At 63.1% G+C, this 25,277-nt stretch carries 19 protein-coding genes; 9 read left to right on the top strand and 10 right to left on the bottom strand.

Annotated elements, in window-relative coordinates; genetic code table 11:
• Positions 1-16: 16 nt before the first annotated feature.
• The 6 genes from JQ624_RS06725 to JQ624_RS06700 all read right to left on the bottom strand — a co-directional run bounded on the left by JQ624_RS06725 (position 17) and on the right by JQ624_RS06700 (position 7,090).
• A complete protein-coding gene (locus JQ624_RS06725; RefSeq protein ID WP_249129463.1) occupies positions 17-1,399 on the bottom strand; it encodes a VpsF family polysaccharide biosynthesis protein in 1,383 nt (460 codons plus the stop codon).
• Positions 1,400-1,413: 14 nt separating this feature from the next.
• Positions 1,414-3,726 (bottom strand): AAA family ATPase, encoded by a 2,313-nt coding sequence (locus JQ624_RS06720; RefSeq protein WP_212418064.1) that lies wholly within the window; start codon positions 3,724-3,726, stop codon positions 1,414-1,416.
• Positions 3,707-5,116, bottom strand: coding sequence for an outer membrane beta-barrel protein (locus tag JQ624_RS06715; protein ID WP_212418063.1), 1,410 nt, complete (start codon positions 5,114-5,116; stop codon positions 3,707-3,709). The genes JQ624_RS06720 and JQ624_RS06715 overlap by 20 nt, the downstream gene beginning before the upstream one ends.
• A gap of 313 nt (positions 5,117-5,429) precedes the next feature.
• A complete protein-coding gene (locus tag JQ624_RS06710; protein WP_312014384.1) occupies positions 5,430-6,206 on the bottom strand; it encodes a polysaccharide biosynthesis/export family protein in 777 nt (258 codons plus the stop codon).
• Positions 6,146-6,880 (bottom strand): metallophosphoesterase family protein, encoded by a 735-nt coding sequence (locus tag JQ624_RS06705; RefSeq protein WP_249129462.1) that lies wholly within the window; start codon positions 6,878-6,880, stop codon positions 6,146-6,148. The genes JQ624_RS06710 and JQ624_RS06705 overlap by 61 nt, the downstream gene beginning before the upstream one ends.
• Before the next feature lie 69 nt (positions 6,881-6,949).
• On the bottom strand, positions 6,950-7,090 hold the full coding sequence (locus tag JQ624_RS06700) for a hypothetical protein (protein WP_212418062.1): 141 nt from the start codon (positions 7,088-7,090) through the stop codon (positions 6,950-6,952).
• Between the two features lie 543 nt (positions 7,091-7,633).
• Between JQ624_RS06700 and JQ624_RS06695 the strand changes: the two genes are divergently transcribed.
• From JQ624_RS06695 to JQ624_RS06675, 5 genes are all read left to right on the top strand, one after another.
• Positions 7,634-8,398, top strand: coding sequence for a sugar transferase (locus tag JQ624_RS06695; protein ID WP_212418061.1), 765 nt, complete (start codon positions 7,634-7,636; stop codon positions 8,396-8,398).
• A gap of 38 nt (positions 8,399-8,436) precedes the next feature.
• The gene (locus JQ624_RS06690) at positions 8,437-9,870 is read left to right on the top strand and encodes a mannose-1-phosphate guanylyltransferase/mannose-6-phosphate isomerase (protein WP_212418198.1); all 1,434 of its coding nucleotides are present in this window, start codon (positions 8,437-8,439) and stop codon (positions 9,868-9,870) included.
• Between the two features lie 78 nt (positions 9,871-9,948).
• Positions 9,949-10,737 carry an FkbM family methyltransferase gene (locus JQ624_RS06685; RefSeq protein WP_212418060.1) on the top strand — a complete coding sequence of 263 codons (789 nt, stop codon included), beginning with the start codon at positions 9,949-9,951 and terminating at the stop codon, positions 10,735-10,737.
• A gap of 70 nt (positions 10,738-10,807) precedes the next feature.
• Positions 10,808-12,127 carry a UDP-glucose/GDP-mannose dehydrogenase family protein gene (locus tag JQ624_RS06680; RefSeq protein ID WP_212418059.1) on the top strand — a complete coding sequence of 440 codons (1,320 nt, stop codon included), beginning with the start codon at positions 10,808-10,810 and terminating at the stop codon, positions 12,125-12,127.
• A gap of 49 nt (positions 12,128-12,176) precedes the next feature.
• Entirely contained in the window at positions 12,177-13,193 is a 1,017-nt protein-coding gene (locus tag JQ624_RS06675; RefSeq protein WP_212418197.1) for an NAD-dependent epimerase, read from the top strand.
• On the opposite strand, the gene JQ624_RS06670 is transcribed toward JQ624_RS06675, so the two are convergent.
• Positions 13,190-14,155, bottom strand: coding sequence for a helix-turn-helix domain-containing protein (locus tag JQ624_RS06670; RefSeq protein ID WP_212418058.1), 966 nt, complete (start codon positions 14,153-14,155; stop codon positions 13,190-13,192). The genes JQ624_RS06675 and JQ624_RS06670 overlap by 4 nt on opposite strands.
• Positions 14,156-14,308: 153 nt before the next feature.
• On the opposite strand from JQ624_RS06670, the gene JQ624_RS06665 reads away from it, so the two are divergent.
• From JQ624_RS06665 to JQ624_RS06650, 4 genes are all read left to right on the top strand, one after another.
• Positions 14,309-16,285 (top strand): primary-amine oxidase, encoded by a 1,977-nt coding sequence (locus JQ624_RS06665; protein ID WP_212418057.1) that lies wholly within the window; start codon positions 14,309-14,311, stop codon positions 16,283-16,285.
• Between the two features lie 46 nt (positions 16,286-16,331).
• Positions 16,332-17,417, top strand: coding sequence for a TRAP transporter substrate-binding protein (locus JQ624_RS06660; RefSeq protein ID WP_212418056.1), 1,086 nt, complete (start codon positions 16,332-16,334; stop codon positions 17,415-17,417).
• Positions 17,418-17,436: 19 nt separating this feature from the next.
• Entirely contained in the window at positions 17,437-19,059 is a 1,623-nt protein-coding gene (gene ggt, locus JQ624_RS06655; protein ID WP_212418055.1) for a gamma-glutamyltransferase, read from the top strand.
• A 71-nt stretch (positions 19,060-19,130) separates the two neighbouring features.
• The gene (locus JQ624_RS06650) at positions 19,131-19,937 is read left to right on the top strand and encodes an MBL fold metallo-hydrolase (RefSeq protein WP_212418054.1); all 807 of its coding nucleotides are present in this window, start codon (positions 19,131-19,133) and stop codon (positions 19,935-19,937) included.
• A 9-nt stretch (positions 19,938-19,946) separates the two neighbouring features.
• Here JQ624_RS06650 and JQ624_RS06645 read toward each other — a convergent pair whose 3' ends face one another.
• From JQ624_RS06645 to JQ624_RS06635, 3 genes are all read right to left on the bottom strand, one after another.
• Complete coding sequence (locus JQ624_RS06645) at positions 19,947-21,035, bottom strand: 2Fe-2S iron-sulfur cluster-binding protein (protein ID WP_212418053.1); 1,089 nt, start codon at positions 21,033-21,035, stop codon at positions 19,947-19,949.
• The gene (locus JQ624_RS38460) at positions 21,036-22,919 is read right to left on the bottom strand and encodes an ethylbenzene dehydrogenase-related protein (protein ID WP_212418052.1); all 1,884 of its coding nucleotides are present in this window, start codon (positions 22,917-22,919) and stop codon (positions 21,036-21,038) included.
• A gap of 261 nt (positions 22,920-23,180) precedes the next feature.
• Positions 23,181-24,767, bottom strand: a complete 1,587-nt coding sequence (locus JQ624_RS06635; protein WP_212418051.1) for a hypothetical protein — start codon at positions 24,765-24,767, stop codon at positions 23,181-23,183.
• Between the last annotated feature and the right edge of the window lie 510 nt (positions 24,768-25,277).

The raw sequence follows: 25,277 nt of genomic DNA, 5'->3' as shown, positions 1-25,277 counted from the left end.
GAAAGAGAATCCCGAGTTAAGCCGGAACGGACCGGTAGCTGACAGGCGGGCGGACTGGCGCGGGCGCGGTGACGCGCCGCGGCTCGCGCGGCAGCAGGACCGAGATGAGGATCACGAACTGCGCGAGCTGAATGTTCTTCGACGAGAAGCTCACCGAACTGGCAGCGATGACGATGATCAGCAGCATGATGGCCCATGCCGCCGGGTTTGAGCGGCGCAGCAATTCGACGAAGAAGCAGATCAGTCCGATCGTCAGCAGGACGGTGTGGACGAGGCCGAACTGAACGATGGAGGCGATCCAGAAGTTCTCGATGCCGTAGTTGAGGCCGAGCTGCGACTGCAGCGCATTCACCCGAACCGGGTTGGGGCCGAGGATCAGTTCATGCCAATCGAAATGCGAGAGCAGGCTGAAGGTGGCGAAGCGCGCCAGCGTGCTGCCCTTGTCGGACGAGAAGCGCAGCAGCATCTTGTCGAAAATGCCGAGGTCCAGCGCGGCGAATACGATGGCGCCTGCGGCAAACAACACGCAGATAGCGAGAATTGCCGCGGGAAGCGGCATTCGCCGTCCCTGCATCAGGCGGAACGCCTCGAATAGTCCGACCAGTCCGATCATCGCCAGCACGGTGACCAGCGACGTTCGGCCGCCAAAGGCCATCAGCGATCCCAGGCAGAATGCGATCAGCGGCAGCCGGACCAGCAGTGGTGGACAGATCGCCGGACGAAACACCAGCGCCAGCACATAGGCGCCGACGATGCCGGATGCCGTGAGCGGATGGCCCAGCAGCGCGGCGGAGCGCCATTCTCCCATCACCACGACGTCACCGAGCGTCAACGGGATCAGCCGATGGCCGGAGAAATACTCATAGTATCCGAGCACGACGTTCAGGAGGATGGTGAAATGAATGGCCCAGGCCAGCGGGCGTTTTTGCGCCGGTGACAGCTGCCACATCACCATCGCGATCAGGATCGGCAGCAGAAACGTGTCGATGATGACCGTGAATGGGCGTTCGAGCACGATCACCTGGATCAAGAGAAACAGCCAGCAGAGCAGATAGGCCAGCAGCAGCTTCGATTCGGAAAGCATCCAGTTGAGCTCGCCGACCGGGCCGCGGCTGCGGATCAGCAGGAGCGAGAATGCGAACAATGTGAAGTAGGTTGCTGGATGCAGCTTTTCGTAAAAATTTCCGCCCGCCGTCAAATAGTGAATTTTCCAGTTGGTCAGTACGGACGACGAAAGCGTGAACGTTGCCATCACAGCCAGCAGCATCAGGCCGGCCGCGATCCGTTCGATGAAGGCGTCGGCATTCGCAGTGCGCCCATGCGCATAGGAAGCCGGCCTCCGCGCCGGTGATGCAAGGGGAAGACGATACACCCGCGCCACGCCAGTCGGTCCGCTCAACGGTCCGCGCATTCTCACCGCGCGGCTCCGGCATGGAGGCTCGCGGCGCCGTATGGCTTGAGATAGGCCGAGCTGCGGTAATAGTCGTAGAATTGCAAGCGGCTGAGATCGACGCGGGTCAACACCGTGCCCATGACCCGGTCGCGGACGGGGGACAGCAAGTCCATGGCATGGGACAGTACCTCGCCCGGGGTCTGGTCCCAGGCCAGCGCCAGGATGATACGATCGGCCAATTCGGCGAGCGCGCGGCCATCGACCAGGGGCACCAGCGGCGGCGAGTCGATCACGATCAACTCGTAGCGGTGGCGGAAGTAATCGAGAACGTCGACGATCCGGTCGGAAAACATCAATTCCGTGATGAACTCAACCTCCTTGATGGGGGTGGACGGCAGAATCGAAAGTCCGGTGCTGGGATCCACCAGAATGGCGCGCTCCGGCGCGGTCTGGCCGATCGCGACTTCCAGAAGCCCGGCATCGGCGCGCGGACAGAGTGCGCGGGTCACTTGCGGGTTGCGGAGGTCGCCATCGATGAGCAGCGTTCGGATGCCGAGCATGGCCAGCGACTGCGCCAGGTTGATCGCAAGCGTCGTCTTGCCCTCGCTGTCGAGCGCGGAGGTGACCTGTACGACCTTCACCGGCTGCGATCGCATCGTTCGTTGCAGCGCCAGGCGAACAGCGCGGATCGCTTCCGCGAAGAACGTGCCGGGTTCGTCGATCGCATAGCGCGTCAGGGGCGGCTGCAGCGCCGGCGGCAATAGCCCCGTCGCCTTCGGATCGTAGCGGCCGAGTTCGCGGCGTCCGCGCCGGGCAAGACCGGCTAGCTCGCGCGCGCCGATCAACGGAACCGCGGCAAGGGCCGGCACGCCCGCAATGGCTTCGGCCTGTTCGAGCGTCTTGACGCGGCCGTCGAGATAGTCGGCGAGGAACGCCAGCACGCTGCCGGCGCCGAGGCCGAGCATCGCCGCGAGGCCCAGAATCAGCATGGTCTTGGGCGATGACGGCCTGATCGGAATGCTGGCCTTGGTCACGATCCGGGAATCCGGCATCTCCAGGCTCTCTTGCGCGGTCGTTTCCTTGGAGCGCGCCAGATAGGATTCATACTGCGTCCGGTTGGCCTCGGCCTCGCGCTGCAGCTCGCGCAAGCGCACTTGCGCTTGCCCTGAGGACGTGGACACGCCCTGAAGCTGGTCGAGGCTTTGCTGCAGCGATGCCTCGCGCGAACGCGCCACGTCGTAATCGTGCTTCGTGCTCTCCAGGATTCGCCGGATTTCCTCGTTGATCAGCCGCTGGGTGTCGCGCCGCTGCGCCCGCACGTTGGCGACGAGGGGATGGCGCGCGCCATATTTGCTCGACAGGTCGGCTTCGTTCTTGGCGATGTCGGCATATTGGGTGCGCAGTTTCGTGATCATTTCCGAGGAAATGGCTGCGTTGAAGCCGCCGGGGTCGCCGCCGGATTTCGCGATGTCTTGGACCTGCTCATACTTGGCCCGCGCCTCCGCCGTTTGCACGCGCGCGGCGATCAGCTTGTTGTTGAGGTCGGTGAGCTGCTGGTCGTTGAGCGTGACGCCCTGCGACACCATCAGATTATTGGCCGAGCGATAATCCTCGACCGCCTTTTCGGAGGCGACGACCTTCGACTTCAACTCGTCGATCTGGCCGTTGAGCCAGTTCGCGGCAATGCGCGTGGCGTCGTACTTGGCGCGAACCTGCTCGTCGAAATAGGCGTCGGCGATCGCGTTGGCGATGGTGGCGGCTTTCTGCGGCGATTCCGAGCTGACGGCGATATCGACGAGGAAGGTGGTGCCTTGCCTTGTTACCTTCATCCGCTTCTGCAGGATCTCCACCGACCGCGCTCTCGCCGCGTCTTCGGGGCTCGCGCCGTTGCTTGGCCCGCTGCTGCTGAACAGCCGCTTGATCGGATCGAGCAGGCCGGGCTTTGGCCGGAATTCCGCATCTTCCGTCAGCTTCAGCTTGCCGACCACGCGCACCAGGATCGCAACCGACTGGATCAGCAGCGTCTGGCTCTCGATGGTCGCATCGTCGGTGCCGAAGTTCGACAGCACGGACTGGTTGCTTTCGACCACATTGGCGCGGCGCGGGTCGACCAGCACGGTCGATGTCGCCGTATAGAGAGTGGTGGCGAACAACAGATAGATCACCGCCAGCCCGAGCAGGGCCAAGGCCGGCAGCACCGCCATCTTGTAGCGACGGCGCAGGATGCGGCCCATCTCGCGCAAATCGACGCTCGGATACTGCCAGCCTTCGGCCGGGCGGCTCTGAGGCTCATCGGGGATCACATAGGGCAGGTCAGAATTGCGCTGTAACATTCATGCCTACCAGGTGCTTGTCGAAGCTGAAGACGGGGAGGTCGCTGTCGCGCTTGGTGTAGCGGTAGTAGGCGGACACGGCCGCGAAGCGGTTGACGAGATATTTGACGCGCGTGTCTGATGTCAGCACGTTGTCCTTGCGGAACTGACCGAAGAACTTGTCGTTCTCGTAACCGCCCGCGAGCGACACGATGACGTTGCGCCGCAGTTCGTAGTCGAGGCCGAGTTGAACCGCGTTGGCGAGCACGCCGGTGGCGCTGGTGTCGGATGTCTGCGTGACGATCTGCTCGGCATTGAAATGCACGTCGAGCAGGCGCGTCGGCCGCCATGTCAGCCGCGCGCGGTAGGAGGGGCCCTCGATGGTGCCGATCGAGGGATCGTCGAAACGCTGCTGGACATAGCCGGCGCCGAATTCGCCGGTCACCAGATTGTTCAGCCCGACCGTGATGCCGGTCAGCGCGCGATACCCTTGCGAGTCCAGGGTGTGACCCGGCGTTCCCTTGATGTCGCGCTGATTGCCTTCGACGCCGCCGAACCAGCCAAGGGTGGAAGAGATCGCATAGTCGATCCGGCTGTGCAGTGCGTAGATCTGCCCGTCGCGGGCGTCCTGGTTGATGACGCTGCCGTCCTGCGCGCGCGTCGATCCGAAGTCGTATGAATCGGTGCGGAAGCCAACCGATGTCGTCAGCCGGTTGAATTCCTTGCGCAGCGTGACGTCGCCGGACATCAGATTGTATGGCGTCGGCGATATGGCGTTGCCGGGTGAACTCAGCGTGCCGACACCTTCGTTCAGATGCGCGATCTGAAAGCTGCCGAGCAGCATCGTGTCTTTCGTGATGTCCAGCCAGCCATTGCCCTTCAGGCTGGCATTGTTCTGGTTGAGGCTCGAAAACTGGTTATAGACCGTCGACTGCGCATCCAGCTTCAGATCGACGCCATGCCGCCCCCACAACGAGTGCGCGCGCAGCGTCGGCTCGATCACCGCCGCGATATCGGAACGCTGCGCGGTGCCCGATGAAAAGACGTTGCTGTCGTAAAAGCTGCCGGCGGTCAGCGACGGGTTGAACATCCAGGAACCGGAGCGAATGCCGACGGGCTCATATCCGGGCTGTTGTCGCTTCTTCACCGGCATGTCCTCGGGCGGAATCTCTTCGCGGTTGTCCGGGTCGGTCCGGTCGGGCGGCGATGACGGTTCAAAGATTTTTTGTGCGTTCCAGGGTGACGCGAATTCTCCGTTGACCCACGGGATGGCCTGTGCATTCGCCGACGATCCAAGACCGAGCAGGATGGCGGCGGCCGGCACCGGCAAGAGGTTGAAGCGGCGCCGGCCGAATACGCGTATCGAACGGAGCCGTTCTTCGCTTCCTTCGAATGCATCCAGCTCTGCCATTTCAAACTCGAATCCCATCACCCATCCCTTGCGGGAACTCGAAGGCGGCGAACACTTCAGGGGCGAAGCCCATCGCTCAGAAAATGATCGTCGACTGCGCATAAGAAAGGCATGCCTCATACTCGGTACGCGGGCGCAAGGTTTTTGAGTTGTGAGATTGAAGTGATGCGCTCGCCTGCAACGCGCCTTGCCGGAAAAAGTTTTCCTCGCGTCGCAAAATTTTTCGCATTGCAAAAGGATGTGACGACAGCGCAACACACACGCCGTCATCCGCTCGCGAGCGGCATTCACCTCATCTTAAGATTCCGCGACGCTAGAAGTAGCGCTCCGGAATCCGAATGTTGTCGCCCGGGAAAACCGGAACAGGCGCATCGAGAGGCAAGATCTCTTCTGTACCGGTGCCTGCCCGGCGCAGATAGACCTTGTTTTCGTTGGCGCGATACGTGAATCCGCCGGCGCTTGCGACCGCGTCCATCACCGTCAGCCCATTGCGATAGGGGTATTCGCCGCTCTTCTTGACTTCGCCAAGAATGTAATACGGACGATACTGCGCGATCTCGACATTCACGCGCGGATCACGCACGATTCCCTTGGCAAGCGCGGATGCGATCGATTTTTCGAGCTGCCGCGTCGTGGCTCCCGCGGCCTTGATATGGCCCGCGAGTGGAATCGAAACCTGACCGCCATTGTCGATTTCATACTCGCCGGTGATGTCGGATTCGCCGTAGACCTTCAGCCTGATTCGGTCGTTCGGGCCAAGGATGTAACTTTCCGCAGACGATGCGGAGGGACGTGTTTGTGCTGAAGCGTGAACTGAAAGACCGGCGCTGATGCCGGCGATCGCAAGGACGAAAACAAGAAAGTGAAGCGTCAGGCCGGCGCTGGACGACCGTTGCTGCATGGCTGCATCTCCATGAATGCACGTACAGCCGTCGATCATAGAAAGGAAAACAAGGCGAAAGAATGTGATGCGGGAGTTCCATCGAATTCGAAATCGTGCGCGCGCATCACAAAGCGCGTATGCGCACATCACAAGAAGAGGATCGTTGATCCTTCGATCGCGATGCAGGTCAGGGTTCCCGTTCGCCACGCGCCAGTGTCGATGTTGATTCGGTTGTGCCTGATATCCGGATGCGGCACCGGCGTGTGACCATGCACGATGAATCTTTCGTGATCATGCGTGGACTCGAGGAACTCGTTCCGAATCCAGATCAGATCGTTAACGTCCTGTTGTTCGATCGGAATGTCCGGCCGAATGCCGGCGTGCACGAACAGAAAATCGCCGCAACTGAACTGGTTGCGCAAACACTGCATGAACAATTCGTGTGCACGCGGAAACGCGTCGAGAAAGCGGCGGTGCAAGTCAAAGGCGGTCTCGGCCTCGTCGTGCAGCTCAATGCCGTAGGATGCAAGCGTCTGCATGCCGCCCAACGGCAGCCAGTACTCCAGAATTGTCGGATCCTGGCGGAACCCTTCCATCACAGCTTCGTGGTTGCCACGCAGACACACGGCGCGATTGGCAACCAGACGGACTGCGAGCAAATCGATCACCGTCCTGGAGTGCGGCCCGCGATCGATGTAGTCGCCGAGATAGACCTCGACGGTATGCGCGATCGGCCGGCGCCGGATGTCGTCGTCGATCCGTGCCGTGATCTCGCTCAACAGGTCGGCCCGGCCGTGGATGTCGCCGACCGCATAGATGCGTGTATCGGCTGGCGCTGAAGCGTTGACGGAGCGCGAAGGTGCCGCGGACATCTGGTGCATGGTGTGCGATGTCGATCATGGAACCGGGTGGCGGTCAATCCATCATGCAAATGCGCCAAGGTGAGGTGTCTAGAAAAGGAGCAGACGGATCAGGATAACGATCGCCACCCACGCGATCGCATTTCCAACGATGATTCGATTCCTGAGCCTGCGGTCAGGCAATCTGTCGTATTGCACCAGTGCGCGGCTGTGCAGACGTTCGGCCATCATGGGCGCCTCCCCGGAATTGTTCCGCGAAGTGGACGGCTCGCGAATCGCTGCCGTCTCTATTTTCTTCCGAAGCCTTGCGACGACAGCACCAACTCGTGCGCGTTAACCACTGTGATCACGCTGTGGCACGTCGCTTGGCGTTCGACGAACAATCTCGTTCAAAATAACGCGGTGACAGGCCTTTGTTGCCCGTGCAGTGGCGCTGTATTTGTTCGATTGAACGTCGAGAAACGAACGTCGGATTTTGTTCCGCGATTTTCGAATATGCATGGCAGCGTCGAGTCACACGCAGCCCGTTAACCGGGCAAATCCAAACTAAGCGTCTCCGAACAAACCAAAATATCGCGTCGCACAATCGCGTGCGCGATTCAGTTCCGGCGTTGCGCGTGACCTATTTCACTTTCGCGCCAAATTTCGCTCAAGATTTTGGAAAGTCTTTGCGACCTCGAACGTGCTGACATTCGCTGCTGCGAAATCGTCACGCGCGGTGCCGCGCAAATCCACGTGCTCGGTCACAGTCCGGTTCCAGCAGAGAGGAGAGTCATGGCCTCGATCGTGACAGCCAACTTCGATCGGAACAACGTCACGCCGATTCGGAGAGAGCGGACAGAGATATCGGTCCGTCCTGTCGAGTTTGCCGGCGGCGGTACGCGTGGTGCGTATCGAGGCCGCCGGCGTTCGCGCCGTGCCGCGCGGACCGAGCCGTCGTCATCGATCGCCAAGCGCATCTTCGACATCACTGCGGCAAGCGGAGCATTGCTGTTTTTCGCTCCTCTCCTGATTGCGATTGCAGTGGCGATAAAGGCGACGTCGCCGGGCCCGGTGCTGTTCTTTCAATACCGCTATGGCTATCGAAACCGCCGCTTCAAGATCTACAAGTTCCGAACGATGCGTAACGATGCCGGTGATGTGCGCGGCGTAAGGCAGACGGTCCAGGGCGACGCGCGCGTGACGCCGGTCGGGCGAATTCTGCGCAAGACCAGCCTCGACGAAATTCCGCAGCTGTTCAATGTGATCAAGGGCGACATGTCGCTGGTCGGTCCCCGGCCGCATGTCCCGGGAATGCTGGCGGCGGATCTGCCCTACGAGGACCTCGTGCCATATTATTTTCAGCGGCATACGGCGCGGCCGGGCATTACCGGGCTCGCGCAGGTCAGCGGCTGCAGGGGAAGCACGGCCCAGTCCGGGCCGGCGATTTCGCGGATCGATTACGATCTCGATTACATCGAGCGATGGTCGCTGCGCATGGACGTCATGATCATCATTCGCACGATCCGCAAGGAATTCCTTTCGGGAAGCGGATTCTGACCAACGTCATCAAGACATCGAAGGACCATGCCATGGCGATGATCGAAGCGCGCGGCCGTATCGTGCCCGTTCTCTTGTCCGGCGGCGCCGGCTCGCGGCTGTGGCCGCTGTCGCGCGAGACCTTCCCCAAGCAGCTGCTCTCGTTGCTCGGCGAAAACACGCTGCTGCAACAGACGGCGCTGCGCGTTGACGACCGTTCGCTGTTTACTGACCCGATGGTGGTCGCAAATGCCGAGCACCGGTTCGCGATCGGCGAGCAGTTGCGCGCGGTCGGCGTCGATCGTCCGACCATCGTGCTCGAACCGTTCGGAAGGAATACCGCGCCTGCGGTCGCGATTGCAGCGTTGCTCGCCAGCGAGGCCGATCCCGACGCCGTGATCCTGGCGATGCCGGTCGATCACTGGGTGCGCGATCACGCCGCGTTTCGCGCGGCCATATCGACCGGCGTGACGGCGGCGCGGTACGGCCGCTTCGTCCTGTTCGGCGTTCGGCCGTCGTCGGCGGCGACCGGGTTCGGCTATATCCGGATGGGCGACGAACTGGACGCCGCGTCCCCCATTCGCAACGTGGCCGGCTTTGTCGAGAAGCCGGATCTGGTGACGGTCGAGCGCCTGCTGGCCTGCGACGAGCACGTCTGGAACAGCGGGATATTTCTGCTGCCGGCGCGCCAGTTCATCGACGAACTGACGCAGCGCGCGCCGGAGGTTCTCGCCGCCTGCCGCGAGGCGCTGACCGGCGCCACCCGCGATCTGGATTTTCTTCGCCTCGAGGAACGCACCTTCGAAGCATGTCCGTCGATCTCGATGGACTACGCGATCATGGAAAAGACCGACAATGCCGTGGTCGTGCCCGCCACGTTCGACTGGAGCGATGTCGGAAGCTGGTCGGCTTTGTGGTCGATGGCGGAAAAGGACCCGTCGGGCAATGTGGTGATCGGTGATGCGGTGATGGAGGACGCCTCCGGTTGCTATGTCCGCGGCGACGGGCAACTGGTTGCGGCGCTCGGCGTCGAGGATCTCGTCATCGCCACTTCGCCTGACGTGGTGCTGGTGACCAGCCGGAAGCGCGACCAGGATGTCGGAAAGCTGGTCGAGCGTCTGAAGGCCAACGGCCATCGCTCGGCGACCCAGACCCACAGCGTCCATCGCCCGTGGGGCTACTATCAGTCGATCCATGCCGGCGAGCGGTTTCAGGTCAAGCGCATTACCGTCAATCCCGGCGCCAAGCTGTCTCTGCAGAAACATTATCACCGCGCCGAACACTGGGTCGTGGTGAACGGCACCGCGATCGTCACGCGCGACGACGAAGAAATCCTGCTGCGCGAAAATGAGTCGATCTTCGTTCCCCTGGGATGCATGCATCGTTTGGAGAATCCCGGAAAGGTTCCGCTCAATTTGATCGAGGTCCAGTCGGGCTCCTATCTCGGGGAGGACGACATCGTTCGCGTGCAGGACATCTATGACCGCGTCTGAGGCGCGGCCGGGTGGGAGGCGGCATCCGCATCGAGGACGACGCAGCGACACTTGCGCGCGACACCAAGGGAGGCGGCGATGAACGCAAAGCAACAGGTCAAGGAAATGGTGAAGGATGCATTTCCCTCGGTATGGCTGCGTTGGCATTTCATGAAGCGTCCCAAATCGGCGGAGCGGGAACTGTCCTATCTCGACAAGGTGATTCCCGATGACGCGGTGACGGTCGATGTCGGCGCCAACTGCGGTCTTTACACGCGGCGGCTGGCGCGCCTGTCCCGGCAAGTCCATGCCTTCGAGCCTTCGCAGCAGATGGCGAAGCTGCTGCGCCGGACCTCGGCGCGGAATGTGAGCGTCCATGAGATTGCGCTGTCGGATCACGACGGCGATGCCGAGTTGTTCATCCCGCAGGGCGATGACGGCCTGGTCTATGGCCTGGCGTCGCTGGAGGCACGAACCGATCCGTCGGCCAGGCTCGTCTCGGCCCATGTGCCGATCGCGCGGCTCGACGCGGTCATCGACAAGGACGTGGCGTTCGTGAAGATCGACGTCGAAGGCCACGAACTGAATGTCCTGAACGGCGCCGTCGAACTTCTGGAGCGTTGCCAGCCAGTGTTTCTGGTGGAAGCGGAAGACCGCCATCGCGCCGAGGCGACGCGCCTGGTGTTCGAATTCTTCCGGAACAAGTCCTATCGGGGCTTCTTCCTGAAGGACAATGACGTGATCGCGGTGGAACAGTTCGATTCCCGCCGGCTCCAGGATGCCGATGCCCTGCGGCCGGACGGCGGCCGCAAGGACGGCCAACTCTACGTCAACAACTTCTTTTTCTTCCCCCGTCATCTCGACGGTGAATCGATATTGAGCAGCTAGCGCGTCGTTTCACCTTCCATCGCCGTCGGCGCGGCCACGGCCGCGCGCGGCTTTTCAGACAGGAACCGTAATGCATATAGCGATGATTGGCGCCGGCTATGTCGGGCTGGTGTCAGGGGCGTGTTTTTCCGATTTCGGGCATCAGGTCGTCTGTATCGACAGCAATGCGGAGAAGGTTGAAAGCCTCAACAACGGAGAGATGCCGATTCACGAGCCCGGATTGGCCGAACTGGTGGCGCGAAATGTCGGCCAGGGCCGCCTGTCATTTGCGAGCGATCTGAAGTCGGCGGTCAGCGAAGCGGAAGTGGTGTTCATCGCGGTCGGCACGCCGTCGCGCCGCGGCGACGGCCATGCCGACCTTTCCTATGTTTACGCTGCGGCACGCGAGATCGCGACCGTGCTTCCCGACCGGGCGGTGGTGGTCACCAAGTCGACGGTTCCGGTCGGCACCGGCGACGAGGTCGAGCGCATCATCCGCGACGAGAATCCGACCGCCGCGGCTGCCGTCGTCTCGAATCCCGAGTTCCTGCGCGAAGGCGCGGCGATCCGCGACTTCAAGCATCCAGACCGGATCGTGATCGGAACGGATGACGCGCGCGCCCGCGGCGTGATGGCCGAGGTGTACCGGCCGCTTCACCTCAACGCGTCGCCGATCCTCTATACCGACCGTCGCACCGCGGAGCTGACGAAATATGCCGCCAACTCCTTCCTTGCCACCAAGATCGCTTTCATCAACGAGATCGCGGACCTTGCGGAAAAGGTTGGCGCCAATGTGCAGGAGGTCGCGCGCGGGATCGGTCTCGACAACCGGATCGGTCAGAAATTCCTGCACGCGGGCCCGGGCTTCGGCGGATCCTGTTTTCCAAAGGATGCGATGGCGCTGATCAAGACCGGCCAGGACCATGAATCGCCGGTGCGAATCGTGGAAACGGTGGTTGCCGTCAACGATCAGCGCAAGCGGGCGATGGCGCGCAAGGTCGCGAACGCGTTCGGCGGCAATCTGCGGGGGAAGTCGATTGCGATCCTCGGCGTGACCTTCAAGCCTGATACCGACGATATGCGCGACGCGCCGTCGATTCCGCTGATCACGGCGCTGCAGGACATGGGCGCCGAGGTTCGCGTTTTCGATCCGGTCGGCATGGAGCAGGCGAAGAAAGTGTTCGAGAACGTCACCTTCTGCGAGAACGCCTACCGTTGCGCCAAAGGGTGCCACGCGCTCGTCATCGTCACGGAATGGGAGCAGTTCCGGGCGCTGGATCTGAAGGAGTTGTCCGCCATCATGGCCTGCCCCGTCATCGTCGATCTGCGCAACATCTACTCCCCGGAGGAGGTGGAGCGGAACGGCTTTCTGTATTGCGGCGTTGGTCGGCCGAAATCGGTGGCGTACTGACAGGCATGCGCCGCCATGACATTGGCTGGTTAAGGATGCACTTATGACAATGCCGGATCAGGCAATTCTGGTAACGGGGGCCGCGGGCTTCATCGGATTCCACGTGGCGCAACGGCTGCTGCAGTCCGGCCATCGCGTCGTCGGGATCGATAACCTCAATGGCTACTATGATCCGCGGCTGAAGGCGGCTCGCCTCGATATCCTTCGCAACGACCCGCGCTTTCAGTTCGAAAAATTGGATGTGGCGGACCGCGTGGCGATGCCGGCGCTGTTCGCGCGGTATCGGTTTCCCGTCGTCATCCATCTGGCCGCGCAGGCGGGCGTGCGATATTCGCTTCAAGATCCGCACGCCTATGTCGACGCCAATCTGGTCGGGTTCACCAATATTCTGGAGGGATGCCGGCACAATGGCTGCCGTCATCTGTTGTTCGCATCCTCGTCGTCCGTCTACGGGGCCAACCGGAAGCTGCCGTTCTCGGTGCATGACAACGTCGATCATCCGATCAGCCTCTATGCCGCAAGCAAGAAGGCCAACGAATTGATGGCGCATTCGTATAGCCATCTTTACGGGATCCCGTGCACCGGCTTGCGGTTCTTCACGGTGTACGGCCCGTGGTATCGCCCCGACATGGCGCTGTTCGTGTTTGCGGACGCGATCGTCCGCGGCAATCCGGTCAAGCTTTTCAACGGCGGGAGGATGCTTCGCGACTTCACCTATGTTGACGATGTGACGGAAGCGCTGGTCCGCCTGATCGATCGCGCGCCGCAGGGCGGGCAACACGCGCTGGGCGGAGCGCCAGACCCGGGATCGAGCACCGCCCCCTGGCGGATCTACAATGTCGGCAACAACAAGCCGCAGGAATTGCTGCGCGTGCTCGATATTCTCGAGCAGGAACTCGGGCGCAAGGCCAACAAGGAAATGCTGCCGATGCAGCCGGGCGACGTGCCGACGACCTATGCCGATGTCGATGACCTCGTGCGCGACGTGGATTTCCGCCCGGCGACCCCGATCGAGGACGGCGTCCACAGGTTCGCGAGCTGGTACCGCAGCTATTGCGAGGCTTAATCCGAGGCGGTTCGCTGCTCCGGCGCCACCGGCAGGCTGGCGCGAAAGTCCCGTGGCGTGGCGCCAAATCGGTCCTTGAAGGTGCGCGTGGCATGGGCGGCATCGGCGAAGCCGCACTGATGCGCAAGTCTCGCGATCGGAATATTTGCCAGCGAAGGCTGACGCAGCAGGTCCCGGAACAACTCGACCCGCAGATGAAGGACGTGGCGTTCGAACGTGGTCGCGCGGTCGGCGAAGATACGATGAAAAGTCCGTTCCGAAATGCCGAACTCGGCGGCAAGCGCCGGCGCCGGCCGGATCGTGGCGATGTTTGCCCTCAGGTAAGTATCGATCAGCCTGAACAGGCTCGGGCGGCTGAGCTCATGGCTAGCGCCAGCGGCAAGGCGCAGTATTGCCGACAGATAAGCGACGATGTCAGTCTCGCTTTGTCTTGCCGGTGCGTCCAGCACGGAGATCGCGTCGCGTACCAGCGCGCCAATCGCGCGCGCAACCGTCCCGGACAAGGGGATAGGCTTCGCGCATAGTCGCTCCGCTTCGGGGACGGATCGCAACAGCGAGGAGGCGGGGACGGTGGCGATCAGCAATTCCACACGCTGCTCGGGGCCGAACAGCCGATCCTCGAACGGCCGCCGCGCGTCATACAGCACGCCGCATCCCGGATTGATCGTGGCTTCATTGCCTGCCTGCACCATGACGCTGTGCCCGCGACGCTGAAAATCGAACATGAATTCGTCGGAGCCGGCCCGGCTCACGAGCCTGGCGTCGCGGGTGTAGCATTGCGGGCTGCTGTCGAAGCGGACGAGCTTGGCGTCACCGATCTCGACAAACTCGAAATGGCCGCTGACGACGGTGGAGCCGAGCGGCTTGGTCTCAATATTGGTGAATGACCGGCAGATCGCCTCGGTCCAGAAGGCCTGGCGCTCGGTCGGGCGGATCGGGTCAGTGGAGACGCTGATCGGCATCGTGCGAACAAGATCCGGTTGGTGGTTCCCCAGCGTCGCCCGGGACCGGTGGCCCTGGCAAGGGCGAACCGGCCGGATGTGGCAGGTTCATTCAAGACGTGGAGCCGCTGGCCGCCGTAGCCTGCGGCCAAATTCTGGAGAATTCGGTCCGATATGGTGCGCACAAACCAGTCTGCCGGCAGGAATGCCGGTCATCCGCTCGACCCGCTCAGCGAGACCGAAGTCGCGCTGGCGTCCGAAATATTGCGGAACGAAAAGCGGCTCGGCCCGCACGCGCGATTTACGCACGTGCAACTCGAAGAGCCGGCCAAGCCCGATGTCCTCGGATGGAAGCCGGCCGCCGCTCTTCCAAGGCGGGCGGCCGTCACCCTGTTCGACAGCAAGACCGGCGCGACGCATGTCGCGACGGTAGATCTCGATTCGAAACGCGTCACGGCGTGGCGCGAGTATTCGACCAAGGCCCATCCCTACGGCCAGCCGCCGATCACGATCGAGGAGGTGTTCAAGGTCGGCGACATCGTCAAGGCCGACGCGGACTGGCGGCGCGCCATGAAGCGGCGCGGCCTTTATGACAAGGATATCGAACTGGTTCAGGTCGACCCGTTTTCGGCCGGATATTTCGACCGCGAGGTGGAGAAGGGCCGCAGGCTGGTCAGTGCGGTGTCCTACTGGCGCAAGGACCTCAAGGACAATGGCTACGCGCACCCGATCGAAGGCGTGGTCGCGCTGGTCGACCTGATCGAGAACAGGATCGTGCATCTGGTCGACGAGCCCGACATCATTCCGATTCCGAAGAAATCGCGCAACTACGACCGGGCATCGATCCCGCGGACGCGCAACGACGTGAAGCCGCTCGATGTCGTGCAGAAGGACGGCCCGAGCTTTACGGTCGATGGATGGAAGGTTGATTGGCAGAACTGGTCGTTCCGCGTCGGCTGGACCGCGCGCGAGGGCCTCGTGCTGCACCAGATCGCCTTCCGTGATGGCGGGCGCGAGCGGCCGATCATCTACCGGGCCAGCGTCACCGACATGATCGTTCCCTATGCCGATCCGACCGCCAACCATTTCTGGAAATGCGCGTTCGATGCCGGCGAGTACGGGCTCGGCAAGCTCGCCAACGCCCTCGAACTGGGCTGCGACTGTCTCGGTCACATTCATTACTTCGACGTGGAGGTCGCCGACGATTACGGCAAGCCGGCCGTCATGAAGAACGCGATCTGCCTGCACGAAGAGGACTACGGCATCCTCTGGAAGCACTACGAATTCCGCAACGAGACCTTTGAGGTGCGGCGGTCACGGCGCTTGGTGATTTCTTTCTTTACCACCGTCGGAAACTACGACTACGGCTTCTTCTGGTACTTCTACCAGGACGGCACGATCCAGCTCGAAGTCAAGCTCACCGGCATCATCCAGACCGCGGCGATCGCGCCGGGCAAGCCGTATCCGTGGGGCGGCATGGTTGCCGAAGATCTCGGCGGTCCGACCCACCAGCATTTCTTCAATGCCCGCCTGCACATGATGCTGGACGGCGAGGGCAATACGGTGACGGAGCACGAATTCCGGCCACGGCCGTGGGGAACAGACAATCCGTACGGCAACGTGTTCGACACCACGTCGCGGGTGCTCTCGCGCGAGCGCGACGCGGTCCGCGAGGCCGACGGGCGGACCGGGCGGTACTGGAAGATCACCAATCCCAATCAAAAGAACAGCGTCGGCGGCGCGACGGCCTACAAACTCCTGGCACACGCTTCGCCCGTGATGCTTGCGCAGCGGGGTTGCTACATGACCGAGCGCGGCGGTTTTGCGACCAAGCACATCTGGGTGACGCGCTACGCCCCCGACGAACGCTATGCCAGCGGCGAGTTTCCAAACCAGCATGCCGGCGGCGACGGTTTGCCGAAATATGTCGCGAAAAACCGGTCGATCGAAAACCAGGATATCGTAGTCTGGCACAGTTTCGGGGCGACGCATGTCTGCCGTCCGGAAGACTTCCCGGTGATGCCGGTCGAATATGTCGGCTTCACGCTGAAGCCGAACGGCTTCTTTGCCGAGAATCCGGCGATGGACCTGCCGCCCGGCCGAAACAGTGCGAGCCGGGACAACCGCGACAAGGATTCATGCTGCGGCTGACGGTTCGCGGGTTCGCCTTTCATTTCACCAAGCAAGGAGACTGACCATGAATCGCAGGAAGCTCCTCAAGGCAGCCGGTGCTGCTGTCGCCTCGACCGCCGTCGCCGCCCCCGCAATCGCGCAATCCGCGCCGGCCTTGCGCTGGCGTCTCACCACATCCTTCCCCAAGAGCCTCGATACGCTGTACGGCGCCTGCGAGATGTTCGCGAAGGCGATCGCCGACCTGTCGGACCAGAAATTCCAGATCGGCGTGTTCGGTCCGGGCGAGATCGTGCCGGCGTTCCAGGTCTTCGATGCGGTGGCGAACAACACCGTGGAGATGGGCAACAGCGCCTCCTATTACTACATCGGCAAGGACCTTGCCTTCGCGTTCGGCACCGCCGTTCCGTTCGGCCTCAATACGCGACAGATGAACGCCTGGCTCGCCTATGGCGGCGGCCTCGACATGCTCAACGAGCTCTACGGCACGTTCGGCATTGTAGGCATCCCGTTCGGCAACACGACCGCGCAGATGGGCGGATGGTTCCGCAAGGAGATCAAGACGCTCGACGACATGAAGGGTCTCAAATTCCGGGTCGGCGGCGTGGCGGGGCAGGTGTTGAGCCGGCTCGGCGTCGTGCCGCAGCAGATTCCACCGGGCGACATCTATCCCGCGCTCGAAAAGGGCACGATCGACGCCGCCGAGTGGATCGGTCCCTATGATGACGAGAAGCTCGGCTTCCTCAAGGTCGCGCCCTATTACTACTATCCTGGCTGGTGGGAAGGCTGCGCCAACGGCTTCCTCTACATCAACAGCGCGAAATGGGCCGAGCTGCCAAAACTCTATCAGAGCATGGTGACGATTGCGGCAGGCCAGGTCGCGGCCGACCTGACGGCCAAATATGATGCCCGCAACGCGTCGGCCATCAAGCGGCTGGTTGCGGCCGGCGCCCAATTGAGGCCGTTCTCGACCGACATCCTCGATGCATCGTTCAGGGCGACCAACGAGCTGTTTGCCGAGGTCTCGGCAAAGAACGCAAAATTCAAGGCGCTGTACGAATCGACGATCGCATTCCGGAACGAACAGTACCAGTGGCATCAGGTCTGCGAGGCCACATACGACAATTACATGATCAGGCGAATCCGCGCCTGAGCAGATTCGGGAGGTTGAATTGGACATTCGTACCGGCCGGCCGGTCACGCTGGCCTCAAACGGCATGGTAACGTCGCCGCATTCGCTCGCCTCCGCGGCCGGCGTAGATGCGCTTCGGGCCGGGGGCTCTGCCATCGATGCGGCGATCGCGACCAGCGCGGTGCTCGCGGTGGTCTATCCGCACATGACCGGTCTCGGCGGCGATGCGTTCTGGCTCATTCACGACGGCGCGAGCGGCGAGATCCGCTACCTCAATGGCGGCGGCAAGGCGGCGGAGGGCGCCACGCTGCCCGCGCTCGAAGCGCGCGGGCTGAATGAGATCCCGCTTCGGGGCATCGTGCCGGCGACGCTGACGGTGCCGGGCGCGGTGGCGAGCTGGATCGAGGCGCATGGCGTCCATGGGCGGCTGCCGCTGCGGCGTGTGCTGGAAAGCGCCATCGGCTACGCGCGCGACGGCTTTCCGGTCACCGGCCGCATTGCTAGCTTCATCGAGATCATGCGCGATGATCTCCTGCGGGATCGCGAAGCCGCCGCGCTATTTTTTCCGGGAAGCGCGCCCGCACCGCCCGGCGAAAGGCTCACCAACGCCAACCTGGCGCGCACGCTGCAATCGATCGCGGATGACGGGTGGCGCGGCTTTTACCAGGGGCCGGTCGCCGCCGAGATGGCGCGCTTCTCGGAGGAAAACGCCGGCCTGTTTCGGCTCGCCGACTTCAGCCGGCAAAAGGCCGTCTGGGGCGAGCCGCTTGTCGGCCGCTACCGCGACGTCACGGTCTTCAATACGCCCCCGCCGACGCAGGGCTTTGCCGTGCTCGAAATGCTCAACCTCGTCGAGCCGCATGAACTGCACCGTAAGGACTTTCTTGGGCCCGATCATGTGCATCTCCTGGTACAGGCCAAGCAGATCGCCTATCACGACCGCGACCAGGTGCTGGCCGATCCCTCGTTTGCCGATGTGCCGGTCGGGCGGCTGATATCGAAGCAATATGCGGCCGAGCGCGGCCGGCTGATCGATGCCAGGTCGGCGCTGAAATGGGACATGGTGCCGTCTTTCGGCAGCCTGTCCGGCGATACGGTCTATGTCGCCGCCGTCGATCGCGACGGCAATGCGGCGTCGCTGATTCAAAGCCTGTATGGCGCATTCGGCTCCTGCGTGGTTGCGGGAAACACCGGCGTCATCCTGCAAAATCGCGGCGCCTATTTCTCGCTGGATCGCAACCATCCCAATCGCCTCGAGCCGGGCAAGATCCCGCTGCATACGCTGATTGCCTCGATGGCCAAACGCGACGGCAAGCTCTGGAGCGTGCTCGGCTGCATGGGCGCGGATGGCCAGCCGCAAATCCAGCTGCAGCTCTATTCGGCGATGATCGATTTCGGTCTCGACATCCAGGAGGCGATCGAAATGCCGCGGTTCCTTTCCGGCCGCTTCGCGCTCGGCGAGGGACGCGACACGCTGCACATCGAGAGCCGCTTTGCCGAAGCTACGATCGATGCGCTCGCACGACGCGGCCACAGCATCAATCGTTGGGACGCCTGGAACGAAATGGCCGGTCACGCGCACGGCATCACGATCGACCGGCGGAACGGCACGTTGAGCGGCGGTTCCGACCCGCGCAGCGATGGCGCGGCGATCGGGTATTAGCAGCTCGTCATCCCGGCATTGGCTCGCCTTTCCATTTTGCGCTACCAATCCTTTGGATGGGAGTGACGCCGATGCCGCTATGGACCTGCGAACAATGTGGGGCCCAGTTTCCCGAAAATGCCGAGCCGCCGCAGGCGTGCCCCGTCTGCGAGGATGAGCGGCAATATGTGAACTGGAAGGGCCAGGTGTGGCTGACGCGCGAGGAACTGGCGAAGCGTCACAAGCTCGTCTGGCGCGACGATCTCGGCATTCCCGGCATCGCCGTCGAGCCGGGTTTTGCGATCGGGCAGCGCGCGCTTCTGGTGCCCGAGGCCGATGGCTGCGTGATGTGGGACTGTGTGCCGTTGGCCACCGGCGAAGCCATCGACTACGTCCGCTCGCTCGGCGGCCTGAAGGCGATCGCCGTCTCGCACCCGCATTACTATGGCGCGGTCGCCGACTGGAGCGAGGCGTTCGGCGGCGTGCCGGTCTATCTGCACGGCGACGACCGCGCCTTTGTCACACGGCCGCATCCGGCGATCGTGTCATGGACCGGCGACAGCCATCGGATATCGGACGATATCCTTCTGGTGCGGACCGGCGGACATTTTGCCGGCGGCACGATCCTGCATTGGCGCGCGGGCGCGGAGGGCAGGGGCGCATTGCTGACCGGCGATGTCGCGATGGTGGCGATGGACCGCCGCTCTCTCAGCTTCATGTACAGTTTTCCGAACTACATTCCACTCAACGCCGCGGCGGTGCGCCATATCTGGGCTGCGGTCGAGCCGCTGGCCTTCGACCGCATCTACGGCGCATGGTGGGGCCGCAACGTCGCCGACAATGCAAAGGCGGCGTTCGAGATGTCCGTCCGGCGGTACATCGCGGCGATCTCCGGCTGAAACGGCCGGCTAGCGGTTGCCGGCGCCAACCGCGGCTACGCCTCGCGGCATCGGCGCCGTCTTTCGCGCCGGCTGCGGCGAGATGGTCCCGCTTTTCGGCTCGTTGAGCCAGCCGGTGAGACGCGACATCAGGCCGGATTGTTCGACAGTCCGCGGCTCCTGCACGAAGGGGTCGGTGTAGCACCGGGCGCCCGCGGCCTTTGCAACCCGCGCCACCGCATCGGTCATGACAGGCGCGCCCGCGGTATAGACCACGTCGTCCGGCGACAGCTTCGGCAGATGATCGGTCGGCCTGCCACTCTGAATGGCGTGCGAGATTTGCTGCGGCTCCGACACCATCGGGATCAGCGTAACGTTGGGAAACAGCGCCAGCCGGCACAGCGCAGCGTGCATGTAGAGCGACCGGATGCTGCGGGCCTGCACGATGAAGACCATTTCGCGCTGCGGCTGCTCCATGATCGCGGCGACCGCGACCGACCACATCGGGGCGAAACCGGTGCCGCTGGCAACGAGCACGATGCGTCCGGCATGGCCTTGCCTGAAAAAGGCGCGGCCGTACGGTCCCGTCAGCTTGACGCGGTGCCCGGGGCGGATTTCGCGGCCGAGCGCCGAGGATACCAGCCCGTCCGTGACCTTCCGGATGTGAAAGTGCAGCAGGTGATCGTGAGGCGCGCCTTCCAGCGGAAAGGTCGGGCTGTAGGACCTTGCCGGGAATCCCTGAAACTGCAGCTTGCAATATTGGCCGGGAAGGTAGTCGAGCGGCTTCGGCAGTTCGATGTCGACGCCCACCACATCGGGCGCGAGCTGAACGGTCTGCGCCACTTCCGCCGACAACGCCACCGGCTCGGGAGCGGCCTCGATCGCAATCTCCAGATCGGAGACGATTCGGGCCTGGCAGGCATGGATCATGTCGTCGCCGCGGCTGTGGCCGCCGAACACCGTGCCGTCAACGAGGCGCACGCGGCAGGCGCCGCAGATTCCCGAGCGGCAATCGTGCGGCAGATCGACGCCGTTCATCAACGCCCAATCGAGCAGAAGCTCGCCGCGATTCGCCAGAAACGGCTCGTCGTTGATCGTGACTTTGCAAATCCTGGACATTTATTCCACCTCGATACGAATGGGCCGAACGTGCCGTGTATGTCTGATCTGGCTGTGGTCGAAAGCGGCGACCCGCATGAAGACGCCGCTTCTGATCGGCACGTCAAACTGGCTTGTTGTGTCGAGCCGGCGTCTCACCTCGAGCGCCCAAAGGCCGGAGGCCCAGCGGGCTGCACATCGAACGTCGGCGCGATCGCCTGAAAATTCGCCGCCCAGGACGACGCCCGGGATCACGGTCCCCGTCGGGATGCGGGCGTCGACACTGGTCGAATAGGGCACCGAATCCTGTTCGGTCATGAACCAGCGCGCGCCGTCGCTTTCGCCGTGGGTGGGATCGAGGTCGATATCCCCCAGCGCGTCGGTCGTGGTGGCGACGACTTTGGGCAGGCGCAGCGGGGCGACCAGGCGGCTGCGGCGCGGACCGCCTGACGTGTCGGCCTCGACGGCGAAATTGTCCCGGTAGTTTGCCGTTCCGGGATCCGGCGCGAAGCCGCCTTTGTACGGAACGACGTTGGCCGCCTGCATCGGGGTCGGATCGAGCGGCGGCCCGAAATGGGCGTCGTCCATCCATCCGGCTGCACTGCTCGTCGCCTTCCACTGCCAGACATCGGCATAGCCGGCTGCCGTGTAATGCAGTCCGCGGCCGCTCATGGTGGCCGGCGCGCCGGCCACCGGCTGCGGTCCGGGATGAAAGGTTCGGCCGCCGGCCAGCGTGACATCCATCGTGGTCAGGAGCACCGAAAACTTGTCTTCGTTGTATTGATGCTCGTCGCCGAGCTGAAAGCCGGAATGAAGCAGGTGCCATCCATCGGCCTCCTTGACGAGCGGCAGGTGCTTCAGTGAGCGCGTCGAATCCTCCCAGGTGAAGAGGAAATACGCGTAGGTGCCGTCGTGAACCGCGCGGATCTCGATCCTGGCTTCTCCCTTGCCGTCGAAATTTCCGCCTTCTCCGGTCAAGAGCGAGAACGGCTTGACGCCGCGCCAGGCCCGATCGGACGTGTCGCCGTCGAGGATCGGTGCATCGGCGGCGTTGATGCGGCGAATGTGCACACTATCGACCGTCAGCCGATCGGTAGCTACGATCAGCGAAGCGCCGGTGATCGCTGCGGCGGCCGCCACGACGAACGCATTGGCCTGCAGGGTCGGGTTTCGCGATCTCGCGGGGCCGGTCTTGGATCGCGGCGCCGGATCCGGCTCACGCGTTCGGTCGTGGCGCGTGTCCGTGCGCGGCTGCAGCGGATGGGACGAGACCTCGGGCGGCGCGTCGAAACTTTCGGATTCCGGCAAGCGTGCTGACTGCTCAGCCAGCAGGCCCAGTAGCTCGATCGCATCGAGCCGCGGCGGCGGCGCCGGCAACGGCGCGGGACGAAAGATGCGCAGCAATTGCGAAGCACCGCCGCTCTTGAACTGCGTCAAGACATGCAGGACGACAAAGGCGAGGATCACCCAGGTCCCCACCCAGTGCAGCATCGCCACGTCGTAGCCGGAGTAGAAGCCGAAATAGAGCAGCCCGCCGCTGACCAACAGCCCCGACATCGTAACAAAGAAAATCCAGTACATCAGGGCGATCACGGCGCTCAGCCTGGCCTTCCCGCGGCGGAACAACCCGCGCAGGCGAACCTTGTCGAGCTGGACGCGGCGGCCGAGGCCGGAGCGGAGCATATAGACGATGTAGCCGATCGCCACGGCGACCAGGACGATCGCGGCCTGCATATGGGCGATCCATACGCTGTCGCGCGGCAGCACGGCGTCGAACCAGTTGATCCAGGTTCGGTCGGGCGTTTCGGTCGCAATGCGTAAACCGGTAACGAGCGCAACGGCGAATGCCGCGACGAACGTCCAGTGTAGAATGATGGTCCCATAGTCCGTCTTACGCTGCCTCACGCATACGCCCCGCTACTTCACTTCCGCAGCAGCAACCGCGCCGATTCCACCAACCGCCGATGTCGCTGCCGTACCGATGATGGTCCCCAAAGCCGTTGCTGAGGCCATCGTCCAAAGATCGTCCTTTGCGGGCCCAGGCCGGCGAAAAGCCCTCCGGTGCGCCCGCTGCGTGAGCCGGACCGGCGAACGCGTGCTTGACTCGATATATCGGCCTCCAGCCTCCCCGGAACATCGGGGACGGCTGGAGGCCGCGCCGCGCCGCTATCCCCACGTGTGATGTAAATGATGTGCCAATTCGGGCATGCCGGAATGGGCATGGTCCACGCCGTCGCCGCCGACGTCAGCAGTCGCAAGCGCTGTCTGCTCGACACTGACGGTAGGGGCCGCGACGGGTTGCACGTCCGGGGCAGCCGCTGCGGCCGTGACAGCCGGCGTTTCGGCCACAGGCGCTGCTGCGACCGCTGTCCCAAGCACCTCGGCGACCGTCAAGCCGTCGGGGTTGTAGGTGCCGCCGGTGACCGGGATATTGTTGCCGCCAACATCGGCCGAATTGGCGTGCATCTGATCCGCAGCAGCGGCAACCAGGGCCGCGTTGCCGGTCTGCAAGCCCTTGATCATCGCGTCGACCTCGGCGCCGAGCGTACTGGTCGCGCCAAGCAATTCGTTGTCGAACCGCGCCTCGAAGATGCCGCCCTGGGCGGCGTCGAAGTCGGTGACGTTCTTCTCGAATGTCCTGAGATCAGCAATCAGCGTGGCAATGGCCTGGGTGTCGCCGCTGCCCACGAGGTCCATGGCCTGCTTCCCAAGCGAATTGGACTGGGCGATGAAATTGGCCCAGAAATTCGTCTGCGCCTCGTTGTCGATGTACTTCGGTGTCGGGTTGAGGGCATCCGGAAACGGCGAGAAACCGTTGATACCGCCCTGCGACGCCATGTTCGCCAGATTGGTATCGCCCTGAACGATGTCGATAATGTCCAAGATGTTGTCGTTGCTGGCGCGTCCTGCATCGGGACTCACACCAGCCTGGTTGACATAGGTCAGTTCGAGCTCGAGCTGACGCACGATGGCGTCGGCATGGACGCCGGTCAGCCCGCCGAACAACAGCGGATTGTCGGTGATCAACGCCTCCATGTCGGTGATGACGGCATTGATGTCATCGGTGATCTGCGTCTTGTTGTCGGCATTGACGCCTCCAAGGATCAGGCTGGCTGCGTCGTTGAAAATCGCGCCGATCTCCGCAAGATTGGCGTGGGGTGCGTTGGCGGCGGTGGTCCCGTCGGCCAGCGGCGCAGGCGTCGCCGCAAATCCGTTTGCGTCGTTCTGCGTCGCCAGGTTGCTCAGTGCAGGATCGGTCTTGACGATATTGATGATGTCGAGATGGCTGGCGCGGAGCGCTTGTTCCGCGTTGGCCACGCTGCCGAACGTGCCGCCGCCGTTCACCGAGGCATTGGCCGCCGAAATCGCGGTGGTGATGTCGGACAGGATCGCCTGAACATGGCCGAGCGTGGCGCCGGAAAACTGCCCCGCGTTGACCTCCGCCAGCAGGCCGTTCTGCACCGCGGTGAGATCGTTCGTATAGCGGCCGACGCTGCCAAGCCCCTGACCGCCTTCCTCAACCGCGTTTTGCCATAGGCCGCCGACCAGCGCCCGGGTGGCGTCGTTGAAGGTGGCGCCGAGCTCGGAGAAGGTCGGAGCGGTGGACGGTGAGGGTGTCTCAGTGGGCGGAGGCGTTTCTTCCGGTGGTGTCGTGGACGGAGGAGTCGGGACGACCGGCGGGCTCGGGGTCTCGTCGACTGGCGGATCGAGAACAACGTGGTGGTGATGTCCCTTGTGCGTGAAACGAGCCATTGTTCGTCCCCTGTTATCTGGTGAAGTTTATGATGTGTGGGCGCACGCATCCGCCGGGGAGCAGGATGGGCGCATGGTGAAGGATCAGTTAGCTTCGTGGCGTCATTCGGCCGACACAGCGACCATTGAGCGCCGAAGCAAGGTGATAGACGGACGAATCCGTGACGCGCGCCGCGCCAAAAAACGGCGAATGGAACGCGCTCGAAGGAGGGATATTGCAGCCGCTGTCGGCGCCCATCGCGCGAATCCGAGAGGCCGGCCCTCCCATGCCGGAATTTTACTCGGGCGCGTGCACACGGGATCGGCGACATAGCGGCCTTTGCCATCGTTCTACCCACGAGCGAACTTGAACAATCGGCATTCGTCGCATTCTTGCCGAAAAATGGTCTGCATCGCGCGTCAAGGAGACTTGCAGGGAGACCCGGTCGACGGGTCGAAGGGCAGTTCAATGGGTATCGCTCAGGGGCAGGCACAGAACCGGGCGCGGGCGGCGCCGACGCCCCGCGCAAT

This window comes from Bradyrhizobium sp. AUGA SZCCT0283 (genome assembly GCF_018130385.1).
In the GTDB taxonomy this organism is placed as follows: domain Bacteria; phylum Pseudomonadota; class Alphaproteobacteria; order Rhizobiales; family Xanthobacteraceae; genus Bradyrhizobium.
Note: the sequence above shows the minus strand (reverse complement) of the source record. Positions and strands in the feature narration are given on the sequence as shown.

Excerpts from the sequence above, each read along its gene's own strand:
- JQ624_RS06720 (WP_212418064.1), bottom strand. The coding sequence starts at position 3,726 with ATGTTACAGCGCAATTCTGACCTGCCCTATGTGATCCCCGATGAGCCT.
- JQ624_RS06715 (WP_212418063.1), bottom strand. The coding sequence starts at position 5,116 with ATGGCAGAGCTGGATGCATTCGAAGGAAGCGAAGAACGGCTCCGTTCG.
- JQ624_RS06705 (WP_249129462.1), bottom strand. The coding sequence starts at position 6,880 with ATGCACCAGATGTCCGCGGCACCTTCGCGCTCCGTCAACGCTTCAGCG.
- JQ624_RS06700 (WP_212418062.1), bottom strand. The coding sequence starts at position 7,090 with ATGATGGCCGAACGTCTGCACAGCCGCGCACTGGTGCAATACGACAGA.
- JQ624_RS06695 (WP_212418061.1), top strand. The coding sequence starts at position 7,634 with ATGGCCTCGATCGTGACAGCCAACTTCGATCGGAACAACGTCACGCCG.
- JQ624_RS06690 (WP_212418198.1), top strand. The coding sequence starts at position 8,437 with ATGATCGAAGCGCGCGGCCGTATCGTGCCCGTTCTCTTGTCCGGCGGC.
- JQ624_RS06685 (WP_212418060.1), top strand. The coding sequence starts at position 9,949 with ATGAACGCAAAGCAACAGGTCAAGGAAATGGTGAAGGATGCATTTCCC.
- JQ624_RS06680 (WP_212418059.1), top strand. The coding sequence starts at position 10,808 with ATGCATATAGCGATGATTGGCGCCGGCTATGTCGGGCTGGTGTCAGGG.
- JQ624_RS06675 (WP_212418197.1), top strand. The coding sequence starts at position 12,177 with ATGCCGGATCAGGCAATTCTGGTAACGGGGGCCGCGGGCTTCATCGGA.
- JQ624_RS06670 (WP_212418058.1), bottom strand. The coding sequence starts at position 14,155 with ATGCCGATCAGCGTCTCCACTGACCCGATCCGCCCGACCGAGCGCCAG.
- JQ624_RS06665 (WP_212418057.1), top strand. The coding sequence starts at position 14,309 with ATGGTGCGCACAAACCAGTCTGCCGGCAGGAATGCCGGTCATCCGCTC.
- JQ624_RS06660 (WP_212418056.1), top strand. The coding sequence starts at position 16,332 with ATGAATCGCAGGAAGCTCCTCAAGGCAGCCGGTGCTGCTGTCGCCTCG.
- JQ624_RS06650 (WP_212418054.1), top strand. The coding sequence starts at position 19,131 with ATGCCGCTATGGACCTGCGAACAATGTGGGGCCCAGTTTCCCGAAAAT.
- JQ624_RS06645 (WP_212418053.1), bottom strand. The coding sequence starts at position 21,035 with ATGTCCAGGATTTGCAAAGTCACGATCAACGACGAGCCGTTTCTGGCG.
- JQ624_RS06635 (WP_212418051.1), bottom strand. The coding sequence starts at position 24,767 with ATGGCTCGTTTCACGCACAAGGGACATCACCACCACGTTGTTCTCGAT.